The sequence below is a fragment of the Streptomyces abyssomicinicus genome, assembly GCF_008974245.1.
GTDB lineage: Bacteria > Actinomycetota > Actinomycetes > Streptomycetales > Streptomycetaceae > Streptomyces > Streptomyces abyssomicinicus.
This window is the reverse complement of the sequence record NZ_BBZI01000005.1, coordinates 1,651,038-1,673,325: the sequence shown is the minus strand read 5'-3', so window position 1 is coordinate 1,673,325 and position 22,288 is coordinate 1,651,038. Positions and strand designations below refer to the sequence as shown.

The 22,288-nt window shown below is 73.2% G+C and carries 22 protein-coding genes; 11 read left to right on the top strand and 11 right to left on the bottom strand.

The genetic code is table 11. The features are described from left to right. Window positions 1–23 precede the first annotated feature (23 nt). The 3 genes from GBN72_RS07100 to GBN72_RS07090 all read right to left on the bottom strand — a co-directional run bounded on the left by GBN72_RS07100 (window position 24) and on the right by GBN72_RS07090 (window position 3,371). On the bottom strand, window positions 24–953 hold the full coding sequence (locus GBN72_RS07100) for a carbohydrate ABC transporter permease (RefSeq protein ID WP_151770711.1): 930 nt from the start codon (window positions 951–953) through the stop codon (window positions 24–26). A gap of 14 nt (window positions 954–967) precedes the next feature. Next, on the bottom strand, window positions 968–1,966 hold the full coding sequence (locus GBN72_RS07095; protein ID WP_151770710.1) for a carbohydrate ABC transporter permease: 999 nt from the start codon (window positions 1,964–1,966) through the stop codon (window positions 968–970). Window positions 1,967–2,060: 94 nt separating this feature from the next. Beyond that, window positions 2,061–3,371, bottom strand: a complete 1,311-nt coding sequence (locus GBN72_RS07090) for an ABC transporter substrate-binding protein (RefSeq protein WP_151770709.1) — start codon at window positions 3,369–3,371, stop codon at window positions 2,061–2,063. A gap of 332 nt (window positions 3,372–3,703) precedes the next feature. On the opposite strand from GBN72_RS07090, the gene GBN72_RS07085 reads away from it, so the two are divergent. Further along, window positions 3,704–4,720, top strand: a complete 1,017-nt coding sequence (locus tag GBN72_RS07085; RefSeq protein ID WP_151770708.1) for a LacI family DNA-binding transcriptional regulator — start codon at window positions 3,704–3,706, stop codon at window positions 4,718–4,720. 104 nt (window positions 4,721–4,824) lie between these two features. Here GBN72_RS07085 and GBN72_RS07080 read toward each other — a convergent pair whose 3' ends face one another. After that, complete coding sequence (locus GBN72_RS07080; RefSeq protein ID WP_151770707.1) at window positions 4,825–5,607, bottom strand: DUF899 family protein; 783 nt, start codon at window positions 5,605–5,607, stop codon at window positions 4,825–4,827. A gap of 228 nt (window positions 5,608–5,835) precedes the next feature. On the opposite strand from GBN72_RS07080, the gene GBN72_RS07075 reads away from it, so the two are divergent. Next, the gene (locus tag GBN72_RS07075; RefSeq protein ID WP_151770706.1) at window positions 5,836–6,087 is read left to right on the top strand and encodes a hypothetical protein; all 252 of its coding nucleotides are present in this window, start codon (window positions 5,836–5,838) and stop codon (window positions 6,085–6,087) included. Further along, window positions 6,087–6,458: a toxin Doc gene (locus GBN72_RS07070; RefSeq protein ID WP_151770705.1), complete on the top strand. Its 372-nt coding sequence runs from the start codon at window positions 6,087–6,089 to the stop codon at window positions 6,456–6,458. Before GBN72_RS07075 ends, GBN72_RS07070 begins: the two co-directional genes overlap by 1 nt. Before the next feature lie 69 nt (window positions 6,459–6,527). Here GBN72_RS07070 and GBN72_RS07065 read toward each other — a convergent pair whose 3' ends face one another. Beyond that, window positions 6,528–7,568, bottom strand: a complete 1,041-nt coding sequence (locus GBN72_RS07065) for a hypothetical protein (protein WP_151770704.1) — start codon at window positions 7,566–7,568, stop codon at window positions 6,528–6,530. 158 nt (window positions 7,569–7,726) lie between these two features. Here GBN72_RS07065 and GBN72_RS07060 point away from each other — a divergent pair, with 158 nt between their 5' ends. The 3 genes from GBN72_RS07060 to GBN72_RS07050 all read left to right on the top strand — a co-directional run bounded on the left by GBN72_RS07060 (window position 7,727) and on the right by GBN72_RS07050 (window position 10,817). Beyond that, the gene (locus GBN72_RS07060; protein WP_174887073.1) at window positions 7,727–8,938 is read left to right on the top strand and encodes a glycosyltransferase; all 1,212 of its coding nucleotides are present in this window, start codon (window positions 7,727–7,729) and stop codon (window positions 8,936–8,938) included. A 190-nt stretch (window positions 8,939–9,128) separates the two neighbouring features. After that, window positions 9,129–9,992 carry an alpha/beta fold hydrolase gene (locus tag GBN72_RS07055; protein ID WP_151770703.1) on the top strand — a complete coding sequence of 288 codons (864 nt, stop codon included), beginning with the start codon at window positions 9,129–9,131 and terminating at the stop codon, window positions 9,990–9,992. 27 nt (window positions 9,993–10,019) lie between these two features. Next, window positions 10,020–10,817 (top strand): alpha/beta hydrolase, encoded by a 798-nt coding sequence (locus tag GBN72_RS07050; protein WP_151770702.1) that lies wholly within the window; start codon window positions 10,020–10,022, stop codon window positions 10,815–10,817. A gap of 35 nt (window positions 10,818–10,852) precedes the next feature. On the opposite strand, the gene GBN72_RS07045 is transcribed toward GBN72_RS07050, so the two are convergent. Further along, on the bottom strand, window positions 10,853–11,320 hold the full coding sequence (locus GBN72_RS07045) for a MarR family winged helix-turn-helix transcriptional regulator (protein WP_151770701.1): 468 nt from the start codon (window positions 11,318–11,320) through the stop codon (window positions 10,853–10,855). A gap of 30 nt (window positions 11,321–11,350) precedes the next feature. On the opposite strand from GBN72_RS07045, the gene GBN72_RS07040 reads away from it, so the two are divergent. The 3 genes from GBN72_RS07040 (at window position 11,351) to GBN72_RS07030 (ending at window position 14,554) form a co-directional block, all read left to right on the top strand. Then, entirely contained in the window at window positions 11,351–12,427 is a 1,077-nt protein-coding gene (locus GBN72_RS07040; protein ID WP_151770700.1) for a bifunctional NAD(P)H-dependent oxidoreductase/GNAT family N-acetyltransferase, read from the top strand. A gap of 125 nt (window positions 12,428–12,552) precedes the next feature. Further along, window positions 12,553–13,104 (top strand): hypothetical protein, encoded by a 552-nt coding sequence (locus GBN72_RS07035; RefSeq protein WP_151770699.1) that lies wholly within the window; start codon window positions 12,553–12,555, stop codon window positions 13,102–13,104. Window positions 13,105–13,249: 145 nt separating this feature from the next. After that, entirely contained in the window at window positions 13,250–14,554 is a 1,305-nt protein-coding gene (locus GBN72_RS07030) for a vanadium-dependent haloperoxidase (RefSeq protein WP_151770698.1), read from the top strand. A 106-nt stretch (window positions 14,555–14,660) separates the two neighbouring features. Here the strand turns inward: GBN72_RS07030 and GBN72_RS07025 are convergent, their stop codons facing one another. The 5 genes from GBN72_RS07025 to GBN72_RS07005 form a co-directional block, all read right to left on the bottom strand. Continuing rightward, window positions 14,661–15,464: a phosphotransferase gene (locus GBN72_RS07025; RefSeq protein WP_246212289.1), complete on the bottom strand. Its 804-nt coding sequence runs from the start codon at window positions 15,462–15,464 to the stop codon at window positions 14,661–14,663. A 32-nt stretch (window positions 15,465–15,496) separates the two neighbouring features. Next, window positions 15,497–17,626: a HelD family protein gene (locus tag GBN72_RS07020; RefSeq protein WP_151770697.1), complete on the bottom strand. Its 2,130-nt coding sequence runs from the start codon at window positions 17,624–17,626 to the stop codon at window positions 15,497–15,499. Window positions 17,627–17,756: 130 nt separating this feature from the next. Beyond that, on the bottom strand, window positions 17,757–18,857 hold the full coding sequence (locus tag GBN72_RS07015) for an ABC transporter substrate-binding protein (protein WP_151770696.1): 1,101 nt from the start codon (window positions 18,855–18,857) through the stop codon (window positions 17,757–17,759). 316 nt (window positions 18,858–19,173) lie between these two features. Then, complete coding sequence (locus tag GBN72_RS07010) at window positions 19,174–19,977, bottom strand: hypothetical protein (protein ID WP_246212288.1); 804 nt, start codon at window positions 19,975–19,977, stop codon at window positions 19,174–19,176. Window positions 19,978–20,097: 120 nt separating this feature from the next. Beyond that, entirely contained in the window at window positions 20,098–20,517 is a 420-nt protein-coding gene (locus tag GBN72_RS07005; protein WP_151770695.1) for a nuclear transport factor 2 family protein, read from the bottom strand. Window positions 20,518–20,654: 137 nt separating this feature from the next. Here GBN72_RS07005 and GBN72_RS07000 point away from each other — a divergent pair, with 137 nt between their 5' ends. Both GBN72_RS07000 and GBN72_RS06995 read left to right on the top strand, forming a co-directional pair. Further along, window positions 20,655–21,224: a PadR family transcriptional regulator gene (locus tag GBN72_RS07000; protein WP_151770694.1), complete on the top strand. Its 570-nt coding sequence runs from the start codon at window positions 20,655–20,657 to the stop codon at window positions 21,222–21,224. Between the two features lie 96 nt (window positions 21,225–21,320). Next, on the top strand, window positions 21,321–22,268 hold the full coding sequence (locus tag GBN72_RS06995; RefSeq protein WP_174887072.1) for an aldo/keto reductase: 948 nt from the start codon (window positions 21,321–21,323) through the stop codon (window positions 22,266–22,268). Window positions 22,269–22,288 lie beyond the last annotated feature (20 nt).

Below are 22,288 nucleotides of genomic sequence, written 5' to 3'. Positions count from 1 at the left end.
GCGGTACGGGTGACGGTCGCCCGTCAGCCCTTGACGGCGCCCGCCATGACGCCGCTGACGATCTGGCGGCCGAAGACGATGAACATCGCCAGCAGGGGCAGGGTGCCCAGCAGCGCACCCGCCATGATCAGGGACTGGTCGCGGATGTAGCCGGCGCTGAGCTGGGTGAGCGCGACGGGGACGGTCGGGTTGGTCATGTCGAGTGCGACGAAGGGCCAGAAGAAGTCGTTCCAGGCGTGCACGAACGTGATCATGAAGAGGACCGCCATAGCGGGCCGCGCGATGGGGAGCACGATGCTCCAGAAGATCCGCAGCGAGTGCGCGCCGTCGACGCGGCCGGCCTCGACGAGCTCGTCGGGCAGGGCCTCCGAGAGGTACTGGCGCATGAAGAAGACGCCGACCGCGCTCACCAGGGTGGGGAAGATGACGGCGGGCAGTCGCTGCGACCAGCCCAGCTCGGCCATCATCATGAAGAGCGGCACCACGCCGAGCTGCGGCGGCACCATCATGGTGCCGATGACCAGCATCAGCAGGATGTTGCGTCCCTTGAAGCGCAGCTTGGCGAAGGCGAACCCGGCCAGCGTCGCGAACATCACCGTGGACATGGCGATGACTCCGGCGACGATCAGGCTGTTGATCATCGCCTGGCCCATCGCCGCCTCGTCCCAGGCGCGGGCCAGGTTGCTGAAGAGGTTCGGGCCGGGCAGGAACGGCGGCGGCGTCTCGCTGACGCGGGTGTTGTCGGTCGAGGCCGCCACCATCGTCCAGTACAGCGGGAAGATCGACAGGAGCGCCGTGATCCCGAGGAGGACGTAGGCGAGCGGGCCCGCGTGGTGCTGGCGGCCGGCGCGTCCGCGCACCTTCAGGCGGCCCGGGCGGCCGGCGGAGGGCTTCCCCGCGGCGATGGTCCCGGCCGGTGCGTCCGCCGCGACCGGGAGGCTTTCTGTGGTCATGGAGAGTCTCCTGGTCAGGACGTACGGGAGCGCAGGCGCTTGAACAGGGCCTGGGCCGCGAAGGCGATGAGGAGCAGCAGGAACATCGCCCAGGCGACGGTCGCCGAGCGGCCCATCTGGTAGTTCTTCCAGCCCTCCTCGTACAGCAGCAGGCCCAGGGTCTGGTACTGGTTGTCCACGCCGCCGGAGATGCCGTTGGGGCCCTGGCCGAAGATCAGCGGCTCACCGAAGAGCTGGGTCGCGCCGATGGTGGACAGCACGATGGTGAAGACCACGGTGGAGCGGATGCCGGGCACGGTGACGTTGGTGAACTGCTTCCAGCGGGAGGCCCCGTCGATGGCGGCGGCCTCGTAGCGCTCGGCCGGGATGGCCTGCATCGCGGCGAGGTAGAGCAGCGCGTTGTATCCGGTCCAGCGCCAGATGACGATGGTGGAGATCGCGAACTGGGCGGGCCACTTGTCGCCCTCCCAGTTCACCGGGTCGACGCCGAACAGGCCGAGGCCCCAGTTGATCATGCCGAAGTCGCGCTCGAAGATCATGGTGAACACGAGCGCCGCGGCGCCGACCGAGGTGGCGTACGGCACGAGCGAGGCGACGCGGAAGAACAGCGAGCCGCGCATCTTGTAGTTGAGCAGGTGGGCGAGCCCGAGCGCCATCAGCAGCTGCGGCACTGTGGAGATGACGCCGATGGTGATGGTGTTGCCGAGCGCGTTCCAGAACCGCGAGTCGCCCCAGAGTTCGACGTAGTTGTCGAACGCCACCCACTCCATCATGTCCAGAGTGGCCAGCTCCACCCGGTGCAGGGAGATCCAGGAGGTGTACACGAGAGGGTAGAAGCTGAACGCGGCGAACACGATGAAGAACGGCGCGACGAACACGTAGGGCGCGCCCTTGATGTCCAGCCGGTGCAGCAGCGCACCGCGCCGGCGCCGGCCGTCGCTGTCGGCGCCGCGCTTCGGGGCGGGGCCTTCGCGTCCCTCGCCGATCTGTGCGTTGGTGGTGGAGGTGGCCACCGGACTTCCTTCCTGAGAGCAGATGTACGAGCCGGTCCCCCGGGCCCGCCGGCGTGTGCCACCGGCGGGCCCGGGCGGCCGGGAGGAGCGACGGTCAGCCGACCGCCTTCTCGATACGCTCCGAGGTGGTCTGCCACGCCTTGTCACGCGCAGTGCCTTCCTCGACCAGGGTCAGCCCCTGGGAGAAGGTGTCCTTGATGGTGCCGTCCTTGCGCCCGAGGACCTGCTCGTCCGGGATCTCCTGGGCGGCCTGGCCGAAGATCTGGCCGATCGGGGCGTTGCTGAAGTACTCCGAGGTGCTGTTCTTGACGTCCGGGTTCTCCAGCGCCACCTGGGAGGAGGGCACGCTGCCCTGCTTCTCGAAGATGTGGGCCTGCTGCTCCGGCGCGGTGAGCCAGGCGACGAGCTTCTTGGCCTCCTCCTTCACCGGGCTCTTCTCGACCACGCCGAGGAAGGATCCGCCCCAGTTGGCGCCCTTGGGGGCCTTGGCGACGTCCCACTTGCCCTTGTTCTTGTCACCGGCCTTCTCGCCGATGTGGCCGAGCATCCAGGCCGGACACACGGTCGTGGCGAAGGTGCCGTTGGACAGACCGGGGTCCCAACCGGGCTGGAACTGGCGCAGCTTGGCGGACAGGCCGGCCTCGGCGGCGTCGGCCGCGAGGTTCCACGCCTCCTTGACGACCGGGTTGTCCTGGTAGATCAGCTCGCCCTGGGCGTTGTAGAACTGCTCGGAGTGGCCGTAGATCATGGCGTTGAACAGGCCGCTGGAGGCGTCCATGTAGGCGACCTTGTCGCCCTTGAAGTTCTTCTTGAAGGTCTTGCCGACCTCCACGAACTTGTTCCAGTCGCCCTCCCACAGCTTGGCGACCTCTTCGCGGTCGGTGGGCAGGCCGGCGGCCTCGAAGTGGTCCTTGCGGTAGCAGACGGCCATCGGGCCGATGTCGGTGCCCAGGCCGAGGACCTTGCCGTCCTTGGTGGTGATCTGCGACTGCTTCCAGGGCAGGAAGTGGTCGGTGTCCGCCATGCCCTTGAAGTCGGCGAAGTTGTCGGCCTGGGTGTCGACGACCTCCTTGGCGCGGCCGATCTCGATGCCCTGGATGTCCTTCAGGCCCTTGCCGGCGGCGAGCTTGGTCTGCAGCGCGGTGTAGTAGGTCTGCTCGTCACCGGCCACCTCGGCCTGGATGTCGACGTCGGGGTTCTCCTTCTCGTACTGCTCGAGGAGCCCGGTCTCCTTGAAGCCCATCACCCCGTACATGCCCATGGTGATGACGGTTTTGCCGTCCTTCTTGCCGCCGCCCGTGACGGAGTCGTCGTCGCCGCCGCAGCCTGCGAGGAGCGAGATCGCGCTGACCGCCGCGACGAGCGCGACCGCTCTCGTACGCGACGACCGGTTGACAGTGGTCATGTTTCTGCCTCCAAGCGACGGCGCTGACGCACCGGAGTTACGAGTTGTTCATGACTGCGGCAAAGCGGACGGTCCGGGAGGAACACGTCGGATCGCCGGGTGGGAACGTTCCCACAGCGCGGTGGGAACGTTCCCACCGGCGGTTGGAACACTCGTACTAAGAAACGCTCATGTCAATAACGTGAAAGCAACTTGTTGCCGAAAGCCGGTCCGCGGTTCACTCGGCGGGCCGCGTCGGGGTGTTCGCCCGGTGGATCGCGGGCGCCCCGGCGTCTGCCACAATTGCGCCGATCATGTACGCGGCCACGCCGCGCTCGCCGAGGGAGAAGTGCATGTCGGAGCGCCGTCCGCCTACGATCAAGACCGTCGCCGCCCGGGCCGGAGTGGGGCGCACGACGGTGTCCCGCGTCCTCAACGGCTCGGAACTCGTCAGCGCGGAGGCGCGGGCCAGGGTCCTGGAGGCGATCAAGGAGCTCAACTACGTTCCGAACTCGGTCGCTCGCGGACTGGTGACCAACCGCACCGAGGCGGTGGCACTGGTGATCCCCGAGTCGGAGAGCCGGCTCGGTTCCGAACCCTTCTTCGCCGCGCTGATCCGCGGCGTCAGCGGGGTGCTCACCGAGACCGGCACGCAGCTCCAACTGGTCCTGGTCCGCGACGAGTCGGAGCGGGACCAGTTGACGTCCTCGATCGCGACGCGCCGCGTCGACGGGGTGCTGCTGGTGTCGGTCCGGGTGCAGGAGCGGCTGGCCGCCATGCTCGAGGAGATGGGGCTGCCCACGGTGCTGGCGGGCCGGCGCGGTGAGGACGAGAGACTCAGCTACGTCACGTCCGACAACCTCGGCGGCGCCACCGAGGCGGTCGCGCACCTGCTGCGGCGGGGGCGCGTCCGGGTCGCGACGATCACCGGTTCCCTGGACATGGACGTCGGGCACTCCCGGCTCGCCGGCTGGCGCCGCGCCCACGAACAGGCGGGGCGCACGGCCGACGAATCCCTGGTCGAGGCGGGGGACTTCTCGGAGGAGGGCGGCCGCCGGGCGATGCGTTCGCTTCTTGAACGCGCGCCCGCCCTGGACGCCGTCTTCGCCGCGTCCGACCTCATGGCGGTCGGCGCGCTGGCCGAGCTGCGCCGTCAGGGGCGGCGGGTCCCGGACGACGTCGCCGTGGTCGGTTTCGAGGATTCCGTTCTCGCCCGGCACACCAACCCGCCGCTGTCCACGGTGCGTCAGCCGGTGGAGGAGGTCGGCCGGGCGATGGCCCGGATCCTGCTCTCCGAGATCGGCGAGGCCGACGCGGAGCGGCAGCGGCTGACCCTGCCGACCGAGTTGGTGGTGCGGGAGTCCTCCTGATGACGCGGCCTCGCGGAGGCTCCCGCGGAGGGCTCGCCCCGAGGGGGCTCATGCGGAGGGCTCCCGCCGAGGGGGCTCACGCAGAAGGGCTCCCGCGGGGCGGCTCAGTGGTAGGGGCCGTGCCGGCCGAGGGTCTCCACGGGGGTCGCGCCGGGGCGTGTCCACTGCGGCACCGGGCGGCTGGTCGGGCCCCAGGTCGCGTGCCCCTGCGCGTCCGTGCGCCAGTACCAGCACGGCTCGCGCCCCTCGGGCCGGTCCTCCGGCTTGTCCTCCCACGCCTCGCCGCGGCCGTAGGGCGTCATGTCCAGCAGGCCCATGGAGCCGTTGGCCCGCTCGGTGCCCCGGCCCGTCGTGGAGTAGGTGAGGAACGCGCGGTCGCCGTCGCGGAGGTAGGAGGCGAGGTAGCCCATCCTGCCGCCGACCGGCTCCCCGGCGTCGCGCACCGAGTACCAGGGCTGCGCGTAGCCCATGAACCGGACGTAGGCGGCCACCTCCTCCCACCGGCCGGTGGTGACGACGGCGAACGAGACGCCGCGGGCGTTGAGGTAGACGGCGTCCTTGAGGTGCCAGGCCGTGGTGGTGCAGCCCTCGCACTGGCCCTGGGGCGGCGCGTCGTCGTACCACATGTGCTTGTACACCACGAGCTCCTCGCGGCCCTGGAAGAGGTCCAGGAACGGGACGGGGCCGTCGGGTCCGACGACCTCGGCCGTGCCGTCGAACTCCACCATCGGCAGCCGGCGGCGGGCCGCGGCGATGGCGTCGCCCTCGTGGGTGTGGGCCTTCTCCCGAAGCAACAGCTCGTCGCGGGCCTCCTGCCAGGCCTCGAGGCCGACGACGGGCGGACGGCCGGGGAGTATGGCGGACGGGTCGTCGGGCATGGGCGTCATGGTGTCCTCCTGGTGTCCGGCCCGACGGGGCGTGGTGTCCGGCCCGACGGGGCGTGGTGTCCGGCCCGACGGGGCGCCGGCGCCCGGTCAGGGGGCGTCCGGCGGCGCCCGCCGTGGTCGCCGGTACGCGCCGGCGGCCCGGCCGGAACTCGTCGCCCGCCCGGGTACCCGCACCGCGCCCGAACCGACGCCCTCCCCCACGTACAGCATCCGCTGTACGCTGGACGCATGTCGAAGTCCGTGACCATCCGCGTCCCCGACGAGGTGCACGCCAGGCTCCAGGAGCGGGCGTCCCGGGAGGGCAGCACCGTGACCGCCATCCTGACCGAGGCCGCCCTGCGCGATCCCCGGCTCTCCGACCCGGCGTCGCTGGCCCGCGCCGCGGTGTGGGTGCGGCAGCACGCCGAGGAGTTCGCCGAGGCGTTCCCCGACGAGGAACCGGCCCTCACCCCGCGCGGCGCCGGGGCCGACGCCGCCTGATGGAGCTTCTGATCGACCTGGCGTGGCTGCTGGAGCGTCAGGCGCTGCTGATGCCGCGCGAGCTGGACGTGGCCGACTACTCCGCGCTCGCCGCCGCCGTCCAGCGCCACCGGGTCAACACGCCACGGATCGGCTACGAGCCCGACAACGCCTGGCGCGCCGCGGCCCTGCTCGTGACGATCGCGCGCGAGGAGCCGCTGCCCGCGCGCAATTCCTTCTTCGCCGCCCTCACCGCGGTGGAGTACATGGCGCAGGCGGGCGAGGCGGTGGACGCACCGCCCGGTGCGCTGCCGGAGCTGGTGGCCCAGGTACGGACGTACAAGACCGATGTGTACGGCGCGGCGGAGCGGCTGCGCGGCTGGCGGGGGTAGCCGGACCGGCCGTCCCGCGCCCCGTGGTCCCCGCGCGCCGGACCGCCCCTCCCCGTAACCGCACGGGGACTACCGGTCCCCCTCGCGGAACCTGCGCAGCCGGGGCGAGCGGATCTCGGGCAGTCCGGCCAGGGTGTCCGCGAAGGCGCGGCGGTGGGGCATGGGCCGGTCTCCTGGGCACGGCGGCAGGGGGTAGTCGTCACGCAGGACACCCTCCGGGAGCAGCCCGGTGGCGGGCACCGGCGAGGTCTCGCCCGGGTGGACGAGGTAGGCCCAGACCCCGCTGTCCAGCGGCACCACGGCACCGTCGTCGCCCGGCGGACGCCAGGGCGCGCCCGTCAGCGGGTGGCGGGGGACGAGGAGGACGTCGGGGCGGGGCGGCGGCGGGTGGATCCCCGGTCCGGCCAGTCCCACCGACCGGGCACCGGGCCCGGCGGGCAGGCACCGGGCGACGGCGTGGCCGAACAGGTCGGACACGGGGCCGGCGGGCAGGACCACCGGACGGTCCTCGGTGACCGCCACGAGATGGGCCAGCGCGACCCCGAGCGCCGCCTCCCAGCGACGGCTCAACGACCCGTCGGGCTCGACGGGCGGGACGCGGTGCTCGGGGTCGCGCAGGTCGTCCCAGCCGGGGGGCGGACCGGCCGGGCGTCCCGAGGGGCGGCGCACGACGGCGTCGGGCTCGAGCCACACCGTCTGCCACATCCCGCAGTCGTCCATGCGGGTCGCCACCGCCCGCCCGCACCCCTCGCACGCCAGGTTGGGACCGGCCCTGCCGTCCACGCCCCGGCAGTAGCCGTCGCACCTGTCGGGGATCAGGGTCATGGACCGGGAGTCGCCGGGGGCGATCACGATCCTGTTCCGCGCGCCGAAGGAGACGGAGTACACCCGCGTGTACACGCCCTGCCGGGCGGCCGCTTCCTCGCCGACCTCCTCCCACCGCCGCCAGGGCGGTCCGGTGGGCCGGGGGTCGACGGCGTACGTGGCGGGTTCCATCAGGGGCGGATGGAGCTCCTCCCAGGCCCCGTGGTGGGTGTGGACGGGGAGGGCGACCCGGGAGACCGGCGCCGTCAGTTCCGCGCCGCATCCGGCGCACACGAAGACGTCCAAGCGGTTCCCTCTCTCCACACCGCACCGGCTGTCACCGGTCCACCGGGATTGTGCTGCGCCCGCGGCGGCGGATCCACCGGATTTCCGTGCGGCCCGCGTGGTTCGCTCTCGGGGTGCGGGCCCGTGACCGGGCCGCAGTCGTCGAGGAGGAGCACCGCGTGCGCGTTCTGATCATCACCGCCGGTTCGCGGGGGGACGTCGCGCCCTTCACGGGTCTCGGGCGGCGTCTGCTGGACGCGGGCCATCAGGTCACCGTGGCCGCCCACCCGGCCTTCGGCCCCCTGATCGGCGGGTGCGGCCTCGCCCATCACCCGGTGCCGGGAGACCCGAGGGAGCTGATCCGGAGGTGGTCCCGGGCCGCGTCGCGCGAGGAGGTCCGGGCGCTGAACAGGGCGTACGTCGACGGGATCGCCGACGGGGTGCGGGAAGCCGCGGCCGACGGCACCGACCTGGTGCTGACCGCCTTCGGCCCGGCGCCGCTCGGCCGGGCCGCGGGCGAGGCGCTGGGCGTCCCGGTGATCGGCACCTACCTCGCACCGCAGTTCGCCACGCGGGAGTTCCCGCTGCCCGGTGGCGCGCGCGGCGGCGGCCCGGAACCGGCGGACAACCTGGCCGCGGGCCGGGCGGTGCTGCGGAGCGCGGAAGGACTCCTCGCGGGGGCGGTGGCCCGGCTGCGCGCCGAGTTCGGGCTGTCGCCCGCCGAGCCGTCGACGCCGACGGACGTCCGGCCGGTCTTCCACGGCTTCAGCCCGTCGGTGGTGCCCCGCCCCGCGGACTGGCCGTCCCACGTCGAGGTGGCGGGCTACTGGTGGCCCGCGCGGCCCGACCACTGGGAACCCCCGGCGGGGCTCCTCGACTTCCTCCAGGCCGGTCCTCCCCCGGTGTTCATCGGGTTCGGCAGCATGGCGGCGGGTCAGGGGGAACGGCTCGGCGAGCTGGTGGCCACGGCGGTGGAACGGGCGGGTGTGCGCGCGGTGGTGCAGGCGGGGTGGGCCGGACTGTGCGCCGACGGTGACGACGTCCTGGCCGTCGGCGACGTCCCTCACGACTGGCTGTTCCCCCGCACCGCCGCCGTCGTGCACCACGCCGGGGCGGGCACCACCGGGGCCGGTCTGCGGGCGGGAGTGCCCGCTGTGCCCGTGCCGGTCCTGACCGATCAGCCGTTCTGGGCGTCCCGGCTGCACCGGCTGGGGGTGGCCCCGCGGCCTCTGCCGTTCCAGGACCTCACCGCCGAGGCCCTCGGCGCGGCGATCACGGCCTGCCTGTCCGAGCCGGCCCACCGCCGCCGCGCCGCGGAGCTCGCCCGCCAGGTCGCCGCGGAGGATGGCGCCGGAAGGGTGCTCGCCCACATCGGTGCGGCGGCGGGGTGAGCCACCGGAAGCCGCGTTACCGCGGGCTTGGTGGTGCGAGCCCGCCGCACCGGTACCGTCACCCGATCGGTGGCCGCGCCGTGAACACTCACGGTGGTCACCGGCGCGCCTGATGGACGTCCCGCCGCTTCGGTGAACGATCGGGAATGCCCGGCCCGCCCGACTCCCGACCCCGGAAGGGACCCTGCCGATGATTCCCGAAGGTCACCCACGCCGCCGAGTGCTCGGCGGGCTGATCGCGGCGGGCGGCGCCCTCACGCTCGGCGCCGCCGCGACGCCCGCGGCGGCCGCCAGGTCCGCCACGCCCACCGCGGCCTCCTCCGGCTCCGGTGCCGGTGCCGGTGGTGCCACAGGTGCGACCGTCGTCCTCGTCCACGGCGTGTTCGCCGACGCGTCCGGCTGGAACGCCGTCACCGCCCGGCTGCTGAAAGCGGGTCACCAGGTCATCGCCCCGGCCAATCCCCTGCGCGACCCGGCCGGTGACTCCGCGTACGTCTCCTCGGTCGTCGCCACCCTGCCCGGCCCCGTCATCCTGGTCGGCCACTCCTACGGCGGGGTGGTCGTCACCAACGCCGCCCGTGGCCACGACCACGTCAAGGCCTTGGTCTATGTGGCCGCCTTCGCGCCCGACGAGGGCGAGAGCGCGCTGCAGCTGGCCGGAAGGTTCCCGGGCAGCGAGCTGGAGGGCGCGCTCCTGACCCGGCCGCTGCCCGGCGGAACCGACAACGACGGCTACATCGACCCGGCGAAGTTCCACGACGTCTTCGCCCAGGACCTGCCGCCCGCTACCACCGCGGTGATGGCGGTGTCGCAGCGTCCGGGCAGCCTGGGCGGGTTGTCCGGGCCCAGCGGTGTGCCGGCGTGGAGGTCCCTGCCGTCCTGGTACGTGGTGGCCGGCGCGGACCGTGTCATCCCGCCGGCCGTGCAGCGGTTCATGGCCGAGCGCGCCGGGAGCAGGACCGTCGAGGCGAAGGGAGCCTCGCACGTGGTGATGATGTCCCGGCCGGACCTCGTCGTGCGGCAGATCGAAGCCGCGTACCGCGCCACCCGCTGACCCCTTCCTCCGGAAGGACCGGCAGGCATGAGCACTCCGGACACCGTCGTCCTGATCCACGGCTTCTGGGTGACCCCCCGCAGCTGGGAGCACTGGATCGACCACTACGAGAAGCGGGGCTACCGTGTCCTCGCGCCCGCCTATCCCGGCTTCGAGGGGGAGGTCGAGGCCCTCAACGCCGACCCCGCCCCCATCGAGAAGGTCACCGTCGACCAGATCGTCGGCAGCCTGGAGACCCTGGTCCGCGGCCTGGACCGGCCTCCGGTGCTGATCGGCCACTCCGCCGGCGGCGTCTTCGTCCAGCTGCTGCTCGACCGCGGCCACGGAGCGGCCGGCGTGGCGCTCTGCTCCGCGCCCACGGAAGGCGTCGCCGTCCTGCCGCCGACGCAGATCAAGGCGGCCTTCCCGGTCCTGAGGAACCCGGCCAACCGGCACCGCGCGGTCGCGCTGACCGCCGGGCAGTGGCACTACGCCTTCACCAACACCTTCTCCGAGGAGGACTCCCGGGCGCTGTACGAGCGGTACGCGATCCCCGCCTCCGGAGGCATCTTCTGGGACAGCGCCCTGGCCACCCTGCGTCCCGGCCACCACAGCACGTACGTCGACTACCGCAACGACGCCCGCGCACCGCTGCTGTTCGTCTCCGCCGGGAAGGACCACCTGATGCCGCCCCAGGTCCAGCGGTCCAACGCCCGCCACTACACGTCCGACACGGTCACCGAGATCGAGGAGGTCGCGGGCATGCCGCACCTGCTGCCCGCGGCGCCCGGCTGGCAGCAGGTCGCCGACCGCGTGCTCGACTGGGCCGTCTCGCAGGCGCGGTGACCCGGTTCGTCGGCGCCCTCGTCCACCCGCGCCGGTCAGTCGTCGGCGTCTCTCAGTTTCCCGGCGATGCGTTCGACCGCGCGAAGGTCCTCGGGTGAGAGGCGGTCGATGAAATGGCGCCGGACCGAGGCCATGTGGGCCGGGGCGGCGTCCTCCAGCGTGCGGAGCCCGTGGTCGGTGAGGACGAGGAAGCAGCCCCTGCCGTCCGCGGGGTCCGGCTCGCGCCGCAGAAGGCCGCGCGCCTCCATGCGGGTGGCGTGCCGGGAGAGCCGGCTGCGCGACCATCGCATCTTGCCGGCCTGTTCCCGCAGCGTGCTCGTGTGGTCCGGCCGCTCGGACAGGGTGCTGAGCACCTCGTAGTCGGGGTCCGACAGCCCTACCGCGGCCAGGTCGCGCGCCGTCGCGGCCTGCACGGCGGTCACCGTCCGGCGGTAGGCCCGCCAGGCCCGTTCCTCGTCAGGATCCAGCCAGTTCACGGTGTCGGCCGACGTTTTCGTTGACATGGAACCAATCTACTCCCTAGGTTCATTTCTATGTCAACGAAAACGATCCGCGTCATCGTCCTGGTGTGCAGCACCCGTCCCGGCGCCCTCGGCCCGGCGATCGGCAAGTGGCTGACCGGGGCGATCGAGGCCCGCGCCGCCGAACTCGACGTCGAACTCGTGCCCCTGTCCCTCGGCGACCTGGGCCTGACCTTCCTCGACGAGGAGGAGGAGCCGTCCTCGGGCATCTACGCCCATGAACACACCAAGCGCTGGAGCGCGCTGGTGGACGCGGCGGACGGCTTCATCGTGGTGACGCCGGAGTACAACTACGGGATGCCCGCGACCCTGAAGAACGCGCTCGACCACCTGGGCCGCGAGTGGGCGTGGAAGCCGATGGGCTTCGTCAGCTACGGACACACCTCGGCGGGGACGCGTTCGGTGCAGCACGCCAAGCAGGTCGTGACCACCCTGCGCCTGGTGCCCCTGGGCTCCACGCTCGCGCTGCGCATCGGCGACACGGTGCGGGACGGGCTGGTCCGTCCCGGCGAGGCTGCCGCCGAGACGGCGGTCGGGGTGCTGGAGGAACTGGTCCGGGTCTCCCACGCCCTGCGCCCGCTGCGCGAGCGGTCGCGTCCCGGCGTGACGGCCGGCCCGCTGCCGGGCTCCTACCTGCGCGCGCTGACGCCCGACGACGCCGCCGAGGTGACGGTGCTGCAGCGCTGCTGCTGGGTGGAGGAGGCCCTGGTCAACAACAGCCTGGACATCCCGGCGCTGCACGAGTCCCCGGAGCGGGTCCGCGAGTGGATGGCGTCCTGGCACACCACGGGCCTGTGGCGGGACGGGCGGCTGCTCGGCATGGTGCGGACCCGGCGGGTCGACTCCGACTGGCATGTGGGCCGTCTCGCCGTCGTGCCCGACCTGCGGGGCCGGGGCGTGGGCCGCTGGCTGCTGCGCACCGCGGAGACCGGCATCGACCCGGAGTGCACCCGCGTGGTGATGCACACGGGGGTCGGCAGCGAACGGAACATCCGTCTCTACCTGAGCGAGGGGTACCTGTCCCAGCCCCCGTCCGACGACGGCACGGTGTGCCTGACCAAGGAGACGGTGCCGTCCATGGCGGTGTAGGAGGTGCGGGCCGCCCCGCCGCGGGGTGGCCGGAACCGGGTGTCATGCTTCTGCGGCACGGCCGACCGCCGTCGCTTCGAGCCGCCGCTCCCCGGGGTGCGCGCGCCTTTCAGGATGTGGGAGACATGCGGCTGATCGACGTGGAGAGCGCACGGCACGACTGGAGCGGCATGCTCTGCGGATGCGGCGGCACCGCGGAGCACGTCGCGGAGGATCTGCGGCGGCCGCCCGGCGGTCCGGGGCGGGAGTCGGCCGGGGCCGAGGTAGAGGCCGAGGTCGGCCTCGAGCAGCACGTGTGGTGTCCGACGCACCTCTGGGAGCCGGCTCCCGCCGTGACGTCCGTCGCCCTGGCGGCCCTCGCGGAGGACCTCGCGGCGCCGGCCCGCCTGTGGTTCCTGGACCTGCTCCTCGCCCTGGTGGGGGGCGAGGGCTCGGACTTCGCCTCCGCCCGGCGGGGGCTGGACCTTCCGGAGCTCTGCCGGGACGTAGCCCGGGGAGAGCTCCGGCTGCTGCACGGGCAGGTGATGACGTACCGCTCCCCGGGGATCGCCGGCAGCGCCTTCGAGATCCTCACCGTGGTGGAACCCGACAGGGAGCGACTGCGGCGTGTGCGCGAGACGGCGGCCGGCTGGCTCCCGGTGTGCTGCCGTACGGGCCTGTGCGACGAGGGGTCCTGACGATCCGGCCGGGGAGGGCCGTCCAGCCCTTGCCCCGGCCGGAGCACTCCGTCGCCCCTTCGGCCCAGCCACGGGTCTCCCGGGCTGCCGGTCACCACGGCGCGGGGGCAGAGTGCGGCGGGGGGACTCGTGCGAGGAGCCTCATATGCGGAAGAGAACCCGACGGGCGGCACCCGCCCTGATAGTGCGGCTGGCCGTCGGCCTGGCCGCGCTCGCGTCCACACTGCCGGTGGCGGCCACCGCCGCCGCGGACGGCACCGCGCCTCCGGCCACCCGGGACCCGGCGGTGGTGTCCGAGTGGATGCGTGTCGCCGCCGACACCATCGAGGCCGAGGTGGACGGCACCCCTCCCGACCGGATGTTCTGGGAGGCGTACGCCGCGACGGCCATGTACAACGCCGTGACGGGCATCGAGGGCCGCTACGTCCCGTACCGGTGGCGGGAGCACGGGCCGCGGCAGGCGTCCTCGTCGGCCGCCGCCGCGGCCGCCGCCCACCGGCTGCTCACCCACTACTTCCCCGCGGCGGGGGCCCGTCTCGACGCCGCCTTCGCGGCCACGCTGGCGAAGATCCCCGATGGCCGCGCCGAGCAGGAAGGCGTCGCGTTCGGCAGGCGCGCCGCCGACCACTTCGCCGAACTCCGCGAGCACGACGGCCGCGACGCGCCCGTATCCTTCGACCGGCCCCCCGTGCCGGGGATCTGGCGGCCGACCCCGCCGGCGTTCGCCCCCTTCTCCAACGCCTGGCTGGGCCGGATGCGCCCCCTGCTGCTCCACTCCCCCGACATGTTCCGTCCGGGCCCGCCACCCCCGCCGGCCTCCGCCCGCTACGCCCGGGACCTCGCCGAGGTCAAGGCGTACGGGGCGCTGGACAGCACGGTGCGTACACCGCAACAGACCGACACCGCGCGCTTCTTCACCGAACTGGACATCCCTGGCGCCCTCGCCGACCAGGCGGCCCGGCGCGGCTTCGACATCGCCGACACGGCCCGCCTGTACGCGGCGGCGCACTCCGCGCAGGCCGACGGCATCGTCGCCTCCTGGGACGCCAAGCTGCACTACGGGACGTGGCGTCCGATCACCGCGATCCGGCTGGCGGACCAGGACGGCAACCCGGACACCGAGCCGGACACCGGCTGGGAGCCGCTGCTGCCGACCCCCGCCCACCCCGACTACCTGAGCGGGCACGCCACCACCGCCGGGGCGCTGACGGGCACGTTGACCAGGCTGCTGGGCGACGACCGGATCGACTTCACGGTCCGCTCGGTGCGCGGCGGGTCGACCCGGCACTACGAGTACGCCGCGGACTACGACCGCGATGTGATCGACGCCCGGGTGTTCGGCGGCATCCACACCCGCACGGCGGACATCGTCGGCAACCGGGTCGGGCACCGCATCGCCGACTGGGCGCTGACCAAGTACTTCGTCCCCGCCCGGACGCACCGGCCCTGACCCCCTCCGGGGCTCGGCTCCGCCCCTCTCCCCCGCCCGATCCTGAGCCGTCTCCGGCCGGGCGGGCGGGGGGAACGGGCTGGAGCCCGCAGCGGGCCCGTGGCCGTCAGATCGCCGGTCCCGGGACGATCCGGCCGGTGAAGGTCTCCTCGATCCACCGGGCGTCGGTCAGGTAACGCCGGTCGTGCCCCTCCGAGACGTGACGGGCGAACGCCGGATGGCCCGCGGCGGCGTGTGCGTGCATCCAGTCCACCAGCGCCCTCAGCCGCTCCGCCGTGACCGCGGGCAGTTCGGCCCGCTCCGCGCGGGACAGCCCGTAGGCGTCGGCGAACAGCCGGAGCCGGCGGAGCGCCTCGGACACCGGCAGGGTGAGGGCCTCCTCGTCGGGTGCGTACAGCGGGACGAACCGGTAGGCGGTGTAGGCGACGTCCCACAGGCGCGGGGCCGGGTGGGCGGTGTCGAAGTCGATCAGGGCCACCGGCAGGCCCGCGGCGAACACCGTGTTGTAGGTCGCGGCGTCACCGTGGCAGATCACCTCCGCCGGCTCGCGCGGCGGCAGTTGCCAGACGTCGTCGGGGTGCCGCGGGAAGTCCACGGTGGCGTCGTGGAAGGCGCGGAGCAGCGTCGCCATTGCGGTGAGCGAGGCGTCGCTCCTCACCTGTGGTGCGCCGAAGTCGTGTCCGACCTCTCCGGGCAGGAACGCGACGCGTTCCTCCGTGCCGTCCGCGCTGATCCCGTGCGGGCGCGGGGCGCCCGCGAAACCCGCGCGCCCCAGATGGGCGAGCAGGCGCTGGACGGTGGGGCTCCACTCGCCGGCCGGCCGGCGGACCACGTCGCCCTCGCGGACGACCGCGTTCACCCCGCCGAGGAACACTTCGCTGCCTTCGGAGAACACTTCCCTGTCTTCCACGACGGCAGGCTACCGGGCGCGGGGGCACCGGCTCAGGCCGTCGCCGACGGGCTCGTGGCGGGCTGCGGTGCGGGGTGGACGGTGATCGTGCACAGCCTCTTGGTGGCGCGGGTGAGGGCGACGTACAGGTCCCGCTCACCACCGGCCCGGGCGGCGGCGATCTCCTCCGGCGCGACGACGACACTCGCGTCGAACTCCAGGCCCCTGGCCTCGGACGCCGGCACGAGGCGGGCCCACCGGGCGGCGCCGGCGGATGCCATGTCCTGGACGCGGGCGTCGGGGCAGATCACGGCGAGCAGTTCGCCGGGGTGTGCCGCGGCCTGCGCCCGCAGTTCGCCCGTCACGGTGCCGGCGAGGGTGCGCGGGCACGCGGTGAGGTGGCGGGGCACAGGGCCCTGGCGGATCGAACGGCTCGGGGTCCGGCCCGGGGCGATCCGGGAGAGCAGGTCGTGGGTGGTCGCCAGGATCTCGCGCGTCGTGCGGTAACCGACGGTCAGGGTGTGCAGGACGAAGCGGTCGCCGAGGTGCGGGCCCAGCGCCTGGGACCAGTCGTGCGCCGTCGTGGTGGGGCCCGCCTGGGCGAAGTCGCCGACCAGCGTCATCGATCTGGCCGGACACCGGCGCAGCACCATCCGCCACTGCATGGCGGTCAGCTCCTGGGCCTCGTCGACGACGACGTGTCCGAACGTCCGCTTCGGTGGCCCGTCGACCAGCTCCGCCGCCTCGTCCAGCAGCGGGACGTCGGCGTCGGTCCACGCGGCGCCGGGAGAACGCAGCAGCCGGGCCCGTTCGCCGTCGGTGAGCACCGGCAGGTGCGCGGACATCGTGCGGGCGTCCGTCAGCAGGGCCAGGACGACCGCTTCGGGCGCCAGCCGCGGCCACAGGGCGTCCACCGCCCGGTCCACGTGGGTGTCGTCCATGAGTTCCGCGCGGAGGGCGTCCGCGTCGAAGACCTCGGCCGGGTCCGCGGCCGGTGCGTCATCGGCGTCGAGGCCGAGGGCGCGCAGGTCGGCCGCGGCGGCGGCGTCGAGGTCCAGGCCGGTGCTCTGCGCGGTCTGGGCGTCGAGGTGCTCGAGGGCCTCGGCGGTACCGCGCTCCAGCGCGTCCGTGACCGCGTCGATCAGGTGCTCCTTGAACACCTCCCGCGCGCGGTTGTGTGCCAGGCCGCTCGTCGCCGCGGCCTGCCGCGCCGCGGCGACGTCCACGCTCCGCAGGCGGATCCGTTCCTGTCCGACGCGCACGGCGAACCCGTCGTCCGGTGGCGCCTGCCGGAACCGCACCAGGTCCGCCAGCGCGCCGGCCAGCGCGGGGTCCCCCTTCAGCCGCGCGATGTCGGACGGCTCCGCGGCCGCGGGCACCACCCCGGCCAGATCCGCGCACGTGGACAGGACCACGTCGTTCTCCCCGAGGGAGGGGAGCACCTGGGATATGTGGTCGAGGAACCGCGCGTTGGGCCCGAGCACCAGGACACCGCGCTCGGCGGCCCGCGGGAAGGCGTACAGGACGTACGCCGCCCGGTGCAGTGCGACGACGGTCTTGCCGGTGCCGGGCCCGCCCTGCACCACGGTCACGCCTGGGTGCCCGGACCGGACGATGGCGTCCTGTTCGGCCTGCAGCGTCGCCACCGCCGCACGCATCCGCCCCGTGCGCCGCGCCTCCAGCGCCTCGGTCAGCGGGCCGTCGCCGACGACGTCGCCGGCCGCGGGTGCGGATCCGTCCAGCAGCTCGTCGTTCACCGCGTGGACCGAGCGGTCGACGACGCGCAGGTGGCGGCGGCGCCGCAGCCGCATCGGGTGGGCCGCCGTCGCCGCGTAGAAGGGACGCGCCGCCGGTGCTCGCCAGTCGACGAGCAGCGGCAGGTCCCGTTCGTCGACGTGGAGGCCGAGCCGTCCGATGTGCAGGAAGGTTCCGTCCGCGTCGTCGATCCGGCCGAACGCCAGCCCGCCCTCGGCCCCTTCGAGCCGCCGGAGCTGCCGCGCCAGTCGCTCCGCGGCCGCGTCGCGCTCGTACACCTCGCCCGCGCCGTCGGCCGAGGACCTCAGCACGTCCGCGAGCCGGCCCCGCACGTCCGCCCTCTGCTCGTCGAGCAGCTGGTACATGGCGCGTACGTGGGCCTGCTCCACGGCGACCTGCCGGGCGGCATCCTCATCGAACTGCGGCAACGGGGGCCTTCCTTCCTCGGCGGGGCCTCCACTGTGCAGGCGGATTCCCGCGAAAGTAAGGCTTGACTTACCTGTCCGGGTCCGCCGCCTCGGCCCCGGCCGCCGTCACCGCGGGCGCACCGCGGTGCGTTCAGCCGACGTGGAGGATCCGGAAGCGGTCGGCTCCGGCCGGGTCCCGGTCCACCACCTGCACCGGAGGCCAGGTCCACTGCCACACGCCGATGCCGGGCGTGCGGGAGAAGCGGATCCGTCCGCGGGTGCCGTCCACCGTGACGTGCTCCCAGGGTGCGGACTCGTCCGCCCCGTGTTCCGCGCCGTGCGCACGGAGCAGTCCGGCGAGGGCGACGATCGTGTCGTAGCCCTCGAAGGCGACGAAGGACGGAGCTTCGGCCAGCTGCCCGCGGAGGGCCGTGTCGACGCGTGCGCCCAGCGGGCCGAGACGCTCCGGCAGATAGCGCAGGAACGGGATGCCGGCGCCCTCGGTCCCGAGCAGCGCCGCCCATTCGGCGAACTCCGGTTGTCCGGCGGGCGCGCCGATCAGGAGACCGGCAAGGCGGGGGTCGCGGCGGACGGACCGGACGACGGACACGGCCGGCTCCGGGTGACCTGCGAGCAGGAGGAGAGCGGACACACGGTGCGCGACGAGCTGGTCGCACAGCTCGGCGGGCGTGTGCGCACCGGTGTCGAGCTCGACGACGGTGCCGCCGTGCGGCGCGAGGCAGTCCCGCAGGATGCCGGTTCCCGACGCCCAGTAGACGCTCGGCTGCGTCGCCACGGCGATGCGGGTGTGACCCGCGCCGAGGAGGAAGCCGGCGTAGGTACGCCAGCCGTGGGACTGCGCCGGGGCGAGGCGTGCGACCCATGGCGTCGGCTGCTCGGTCAGCGTGTCGAGGACCGCCGACGAGCAGAGGTACGGCAGTCCGAGGGTGTCGGCCCTGGCGGCCGCGGCGCGGGCGACCACGCTGTGGTACTCCCCCGCCAGCGCGGCCACCCCCAGACCCGCCAGTTCGTCCACGGCGGCCGTCGCCGTACGGGGATCCGCCGCGGTGTCCCTGACCAGCAGTTCGACGGGCCGTCCGGCGACCCCTCCGGCGTCGTTGATCTCCCCGGCGGCCAGTTCGGCTCCGGCGACAAGGTGCCGGCCCGCCTCGGTCCAGCCGGGGCTGCTCAGCGGGGCGAGGAAACCGATGCGGACGGACGGTGCGTCGGAACGTGATGGTGCCTTGTTCATGCGCGGGCGTCCCCCGTGTGACCGGCCCGCTGCCCGCCGGCGTCGTGCGCGACGCGTTTCCCACTCACCGATGTCCCCCTCCGACGGTCACGGCCGAGGGCACAGCCTAGGCACAACGCGGCCGGTTCCGCGAAGCACTTGTCCCCGGGGGACCGCGGCACCGACGCGGAAGGCCTCCTCGTCACCGCGCGCGGACGCTCGGGGCGCCCGTGACTGCGGACCGCTCTCGCAGGCCCTGCCGAAGTGCTGGGCCGGTACCCGCACCTCCCGCGGACGCCGCTGCGCACGGGCAGGCGTCCTGGGGGGGTCGGGCGGGTCAGACGTGGCAGCGTACGTTGACCAGCAGCGTGTCGGCGGGCAGTGCGAGGAGGTAGGACTGGACGCCCGGGCGCCCCTCGTCGACGTCCGGCGCGTGGACGCAATCGGCGGGAGTGCGGCATGCGCCGTGCAGGGGCGCCTCACCCGGTTCGTACCACCATCCGCCCGCGGTCAGCACGTTGCGCTCGGGCAGGAGGCTGAACTCCCACTTCGCGACGTACTCCTCACGGCCGCGGCGGCCGATGTGGATCGCCTGCCCGTCGAAGGAGAAGTGGGCCGCGATGTCCGGCCGGGCCAATGCCGGTGCGATCTCGGCCCAGGCGCGGACGGCCGGCTGGGCACGGTAGGCGGCGGCTTCCTGTGACGTTTCGTACGAGGCGTGGGTGCCGCCGGCGGCGAGGTGACGGTGGAAGAACACCGACTCGTCGTCCGCGGCAGGGTGGCGGGAGGCCACTTCCCGCCACTGATCCCAGACGCGACCCGCGTGCTCGGCACCCCTCGCCCGGAGGGCATCGCTGAAATCGATCAGCCCTCTCGGCCCGCCCGCACACATGCCCGGCAGAACGGGCTCCGGAGTGCCGTCCCACCAGGGACGTCCCATGATCAGCCGCGGGTCGTCCTGGTGGCCGGCCAGTACCGGCAGGCCCGCGGACCCGCCGCTGATCCGGAAGGAGTCCCACACCTCCCGTTCCACGGCACCCACGCCGTCCCGCGCGAAGGGTGCCATCGCCTCCGCGACCGCCTCGTCCACGCTTCCCGCAGCCGAACCGGGCAGGCACACGACGATCGACATTCCAGCCATCCTGGGATCGTAGGCAGGACGATCACCGAACGCCACACCTCGCCCCGGCGGGCCCGGACGACGGGACCGCCTTTCGCGTGGGCCTGCGGACACCCGCTCCCGCGTCGGCCTCGTGCCACGTCAGGCCGGCGCGAGACCGTCCGCGACCAGGCCCGCGAGGACCGCCTCGCCGAGGGCGTGGACCGCGGACTGCGGGCGGACCATGACGGTGAACTCCTTGATCCGGCCGTCCTGGTCGAAGTGCAGCAGGTCGATGCCGTGGATCTCCTTGCCCTCGATCCCGGCGCGGAAGACCAGGACCGCCGCGTCGGCGGGCGAGCCGTCGGCACCGGTCAGCACGGTGCCGACGCAGTCGCCGACGTAGCGGAAGTCCTCGAAGGTGCGCAGCAGCACCCCGAAGAGGCCCATGACCATCGGCTTGCCCAGGAAGGGCGTGAACTTCACCGGGCTGTACAGGCGGATGTCGTCGGTGAACAGGTCGTCCAGCGCCGCGAGGTCACGGCGGTCCACGGCGGCCCGGAAACGGTCGGCGGTGTTCATGGCTTGCTGGCCTCCATAGTCCGTCCACAAATCCATAGTCATGAATCTGACTAGTCAGATTCATGACTATCATGGCCGGGCGTCGGGTGACAGAGCCAGGTCATGGACGGCACCGGAACGGGAGAGGAGGCATGGGGATGGCGCTACGGCACGCGGTGCTGGCCGCGCTGCTCGACGAGGAGCTCAGCGGCTACCAGTTGGCCAAGGCGTTCGATCTGGGGGTCGCGAACTTCTGGTACGCCCAGCCGCAGCAGCTCTACGCCGAGCTGACCCGCCTGGAGAGGGACGGGCTGGTGAGCGGCCGGGAGGTGGTCCAGGAGAGCCGGCCCAACAAGCGTCTGTTCCGCGTGACCGACGCCGGCCTGGCGGAGCTGGAGGAGTTCACGGCCGCGTCCACGAAACCGTCCTTCATCCGTGACGACCTGCTCGTCAAGGTCCAGGCGGCGGACCACGTCGACACCACGGCGCTCGTCGCGCAGCTCACCGAGCGCGCCGCCTTCGCCCGCGCCAGGATCGATCTCTTCGGCAAGCTGCTGCGCGGTATGCGCGGTGACCGTACGGAGGAGGAGTTCCTGCGCGACGGCGACCGGATCGGCCCGTACCTGACCTGCCTGCGCGGTCTGGCCTTCGAGGAAGGCAACCGCGACTGGTGCGAACGTACCGTCGCGACCCTGCGCGAGAGACGGCAGGCGTCCTCGCCGCGGTGAGGGACCCGCGCGCGACCGGGAAGCAGCACCGGGACCGCCCGCCCGCGAGGAATCTTCGCAGGCGCCCTTGACCTGGAGCGCGCTCCAGATCCGAGCATGGACCGCATGGACAACACCAACGCACAACTCGTGCTGGGCACGATGGACTTCGGTACGCGCGTCACTCCCGAGCGGGCCTTCGCGATCCTCGACGCCTTCGTCGCGGGCGGCGGTGTCTGGTTCGACACCGCCAACTGTTATTCGTTCTGGCACGACCCCAGCGGCGTCGGCGGCGCGAGCGAGCGCGTCATCGGTTCGTGGCTCGCGGCCCGGCCGGGCGTGCGCGACACGGTCCGGATCGCGACCAAGGTCCGGCAGAATCCGCTGGTTCCGCACTCCTGGCCGGAGAGCGCCGAAGGGCTCTCCGCCCACGCGATCCGCGCCGGCGTGGAGGGGAGCCTTGGGCGGCTCGGGATCGACCACGTCGATCTCCTGTGGGCCCACGCCGAGGACCGGACCGTGCCGCTGGAGGAGACGGTCGGCGCCTTCGGGGAACTGGTCACCAAGGGCGTGGCGCTGCGGGTCGGGGCGGCGAACCACGCCTCCTGGCGCGTCGAGCGTGCCCGGGCCGCGGCGCGGGAGCAGGGCGTGGAACCGTGGACGGCTCTCCAGCTGCGCCATTCGCTGGCGCAGCCGCGCCCCCTCACGCCGCTGGCGGAGGGCGGTCATCGCCTGCTCGCCGCGGAGGACCTCGACCTCGCGCGGTCGGAAGGGCTCGCCGTGTGGGCGTACAGCGCGCTGCTGTGGGGTTCCTACGTACGCCCGGACAAGCCGCTCCCGTCGACCTATGATCACCCCGGGACCACCCGGGTGCTCGCCGTCCTGGACGACGTCGCCCGCGAGCTTTCGGCGACCCCGAACCAGGTGGTCCTCGCCTGGCTGATGCGGCAGGGCATCGATCCCATCGTCGGCGTGAGCCGGGTGGAGCAGATCGAGGAAGCGCTCGCCGCTCGCCGTGTGCGACTGGAGGACGACCACCTGGCGCGCTTCGCCGACGCGCGGTAGCCCGCGGCAGCGCGGTCACC

Excerpts from the sequence above, each read along its gene's own strand:
- GBN72_RS07100 (WP_151770711.1), bottom strand. The coding sequence starts at position 953 with ATGACCACAGAAAGCCTCCCGGTCGCGGCGGACGCACCGGCCGGGACC.
- GBN72_RS07090 (WP_151770709.1), bottom strand. The coding sequence starts at position 3,371 with ATGACCACTGTCAACCGGTCGTCGCGTACGAGAGCGGTCGCGCTCGTC.
- GBN72_RS07085 (WP_151770708.1), top strand. The coding sequence starts at position 3,704 with ATGTCGGAGCGCCGTCCGCCTACGATCAAGACCGTCGCCGCCCGGGCC.
- GBN72_RS07080 (WP_151770707.1), bottom strand. The coding sequence starts at position 5,607 with ATGACGCCCATGCCCGACGACCCGTCCGCCATACTCCCCGGCCGTCCG.
- GBN72_RS07075 (WP_151770706.1), top strand. The coding sequence starts at position 5,836 with ATGTCGAAGTCCGTGACCATCCGCGTCCCCGACGAGGTGCACGCCAGG.
- GBN72_RS07070 (WP_151770705.1), top strand. The coding sequence starts at position 6,087 with ATGGAGCTTCTGATCGACCTGGCGTGGCTGCTGGAGCGTCAGGCGCTG.
- GBN72_RS07055 (WP_151770703.1), top strand. The coding sequence starts at position 9,129 with ATGATTCCCGAAGGTCACCCACGCCGCCGAGTGCTCGGCGGGCTGATC.
- GBN72_RS07050 (WP_151770702.1), top strand. The coding sequence starts at position 10,020 with ATGAGCACTCCGGACACCGTCGTCCTGATCCACGGCTTCTGGGTGACC.
- GBN72_RS07045 (WP_151770701.1), bottom strand. The coding sequence starts at position 11,320 with ATGTCAACGAAAACGTCGGCCGACACCGTGAACTGGCTGGATCCTGAC.
- GBN72_RS07040 (WP_151770700.1), top strand. The coding sequence starts at position 11,351 with ATGTCAACGAAAACGATCCGCGTCATCGTCCTGGTGTGCAGCACCCGT.
- GBN72_RS07035 (WP_151770699.1), top strand. The coding sequence starts at position 12,553 with ATGCGGCTGATCGACGTGGAGAGCGCACGGCACGACTGGAGCGGCATG.
- GBN72_RS07030 (WP_151770698.1), top strand. The coding sequence starts at position 13,250 with ATGCGGAAGAGAACCCGACGGGCGGCACCCGCCCTGATAGTGCGGCTG.
- GBN72_RS07015 (WP_151770696.1), bottom strand. The coding sequence starts at position 18,857 with ATGAACAAGGCACCATCACGTTCCGACGCACCGTCCGTCCGCATCGGT.
- GBN72_RS07010 (WP_246212288.1), bottom strand. The coding sequence starts at position 19,977 with ATGGCTGGAATGTCGATCGTCGTGTGCCTGCCCGGTTCGGCTGCGGGA.
- GBN72_RS07005 (WP_151770695.1), bottom strand. The coding sequence starts at position 20,517 with ATGAACACCGCCGACCGTTTCCGGGCCGCCGTGGACCGCCGTGACCTC.
- GBN72_RS07000 (WP_151770694.1), top strand. The coding sequence starts at position 20,655 with ATGGCGCTACGGCACGCGGTGCTGGCCGCGCTGCTCGACGAGGAGCTC.
- GBN72_RS06995 (WP_174887072.1), top strand. The coding sequence starts at position 21,321 with ATGGACCGCATGGACAACACCAACGCACAACTCGTGCTGGGCACGATG.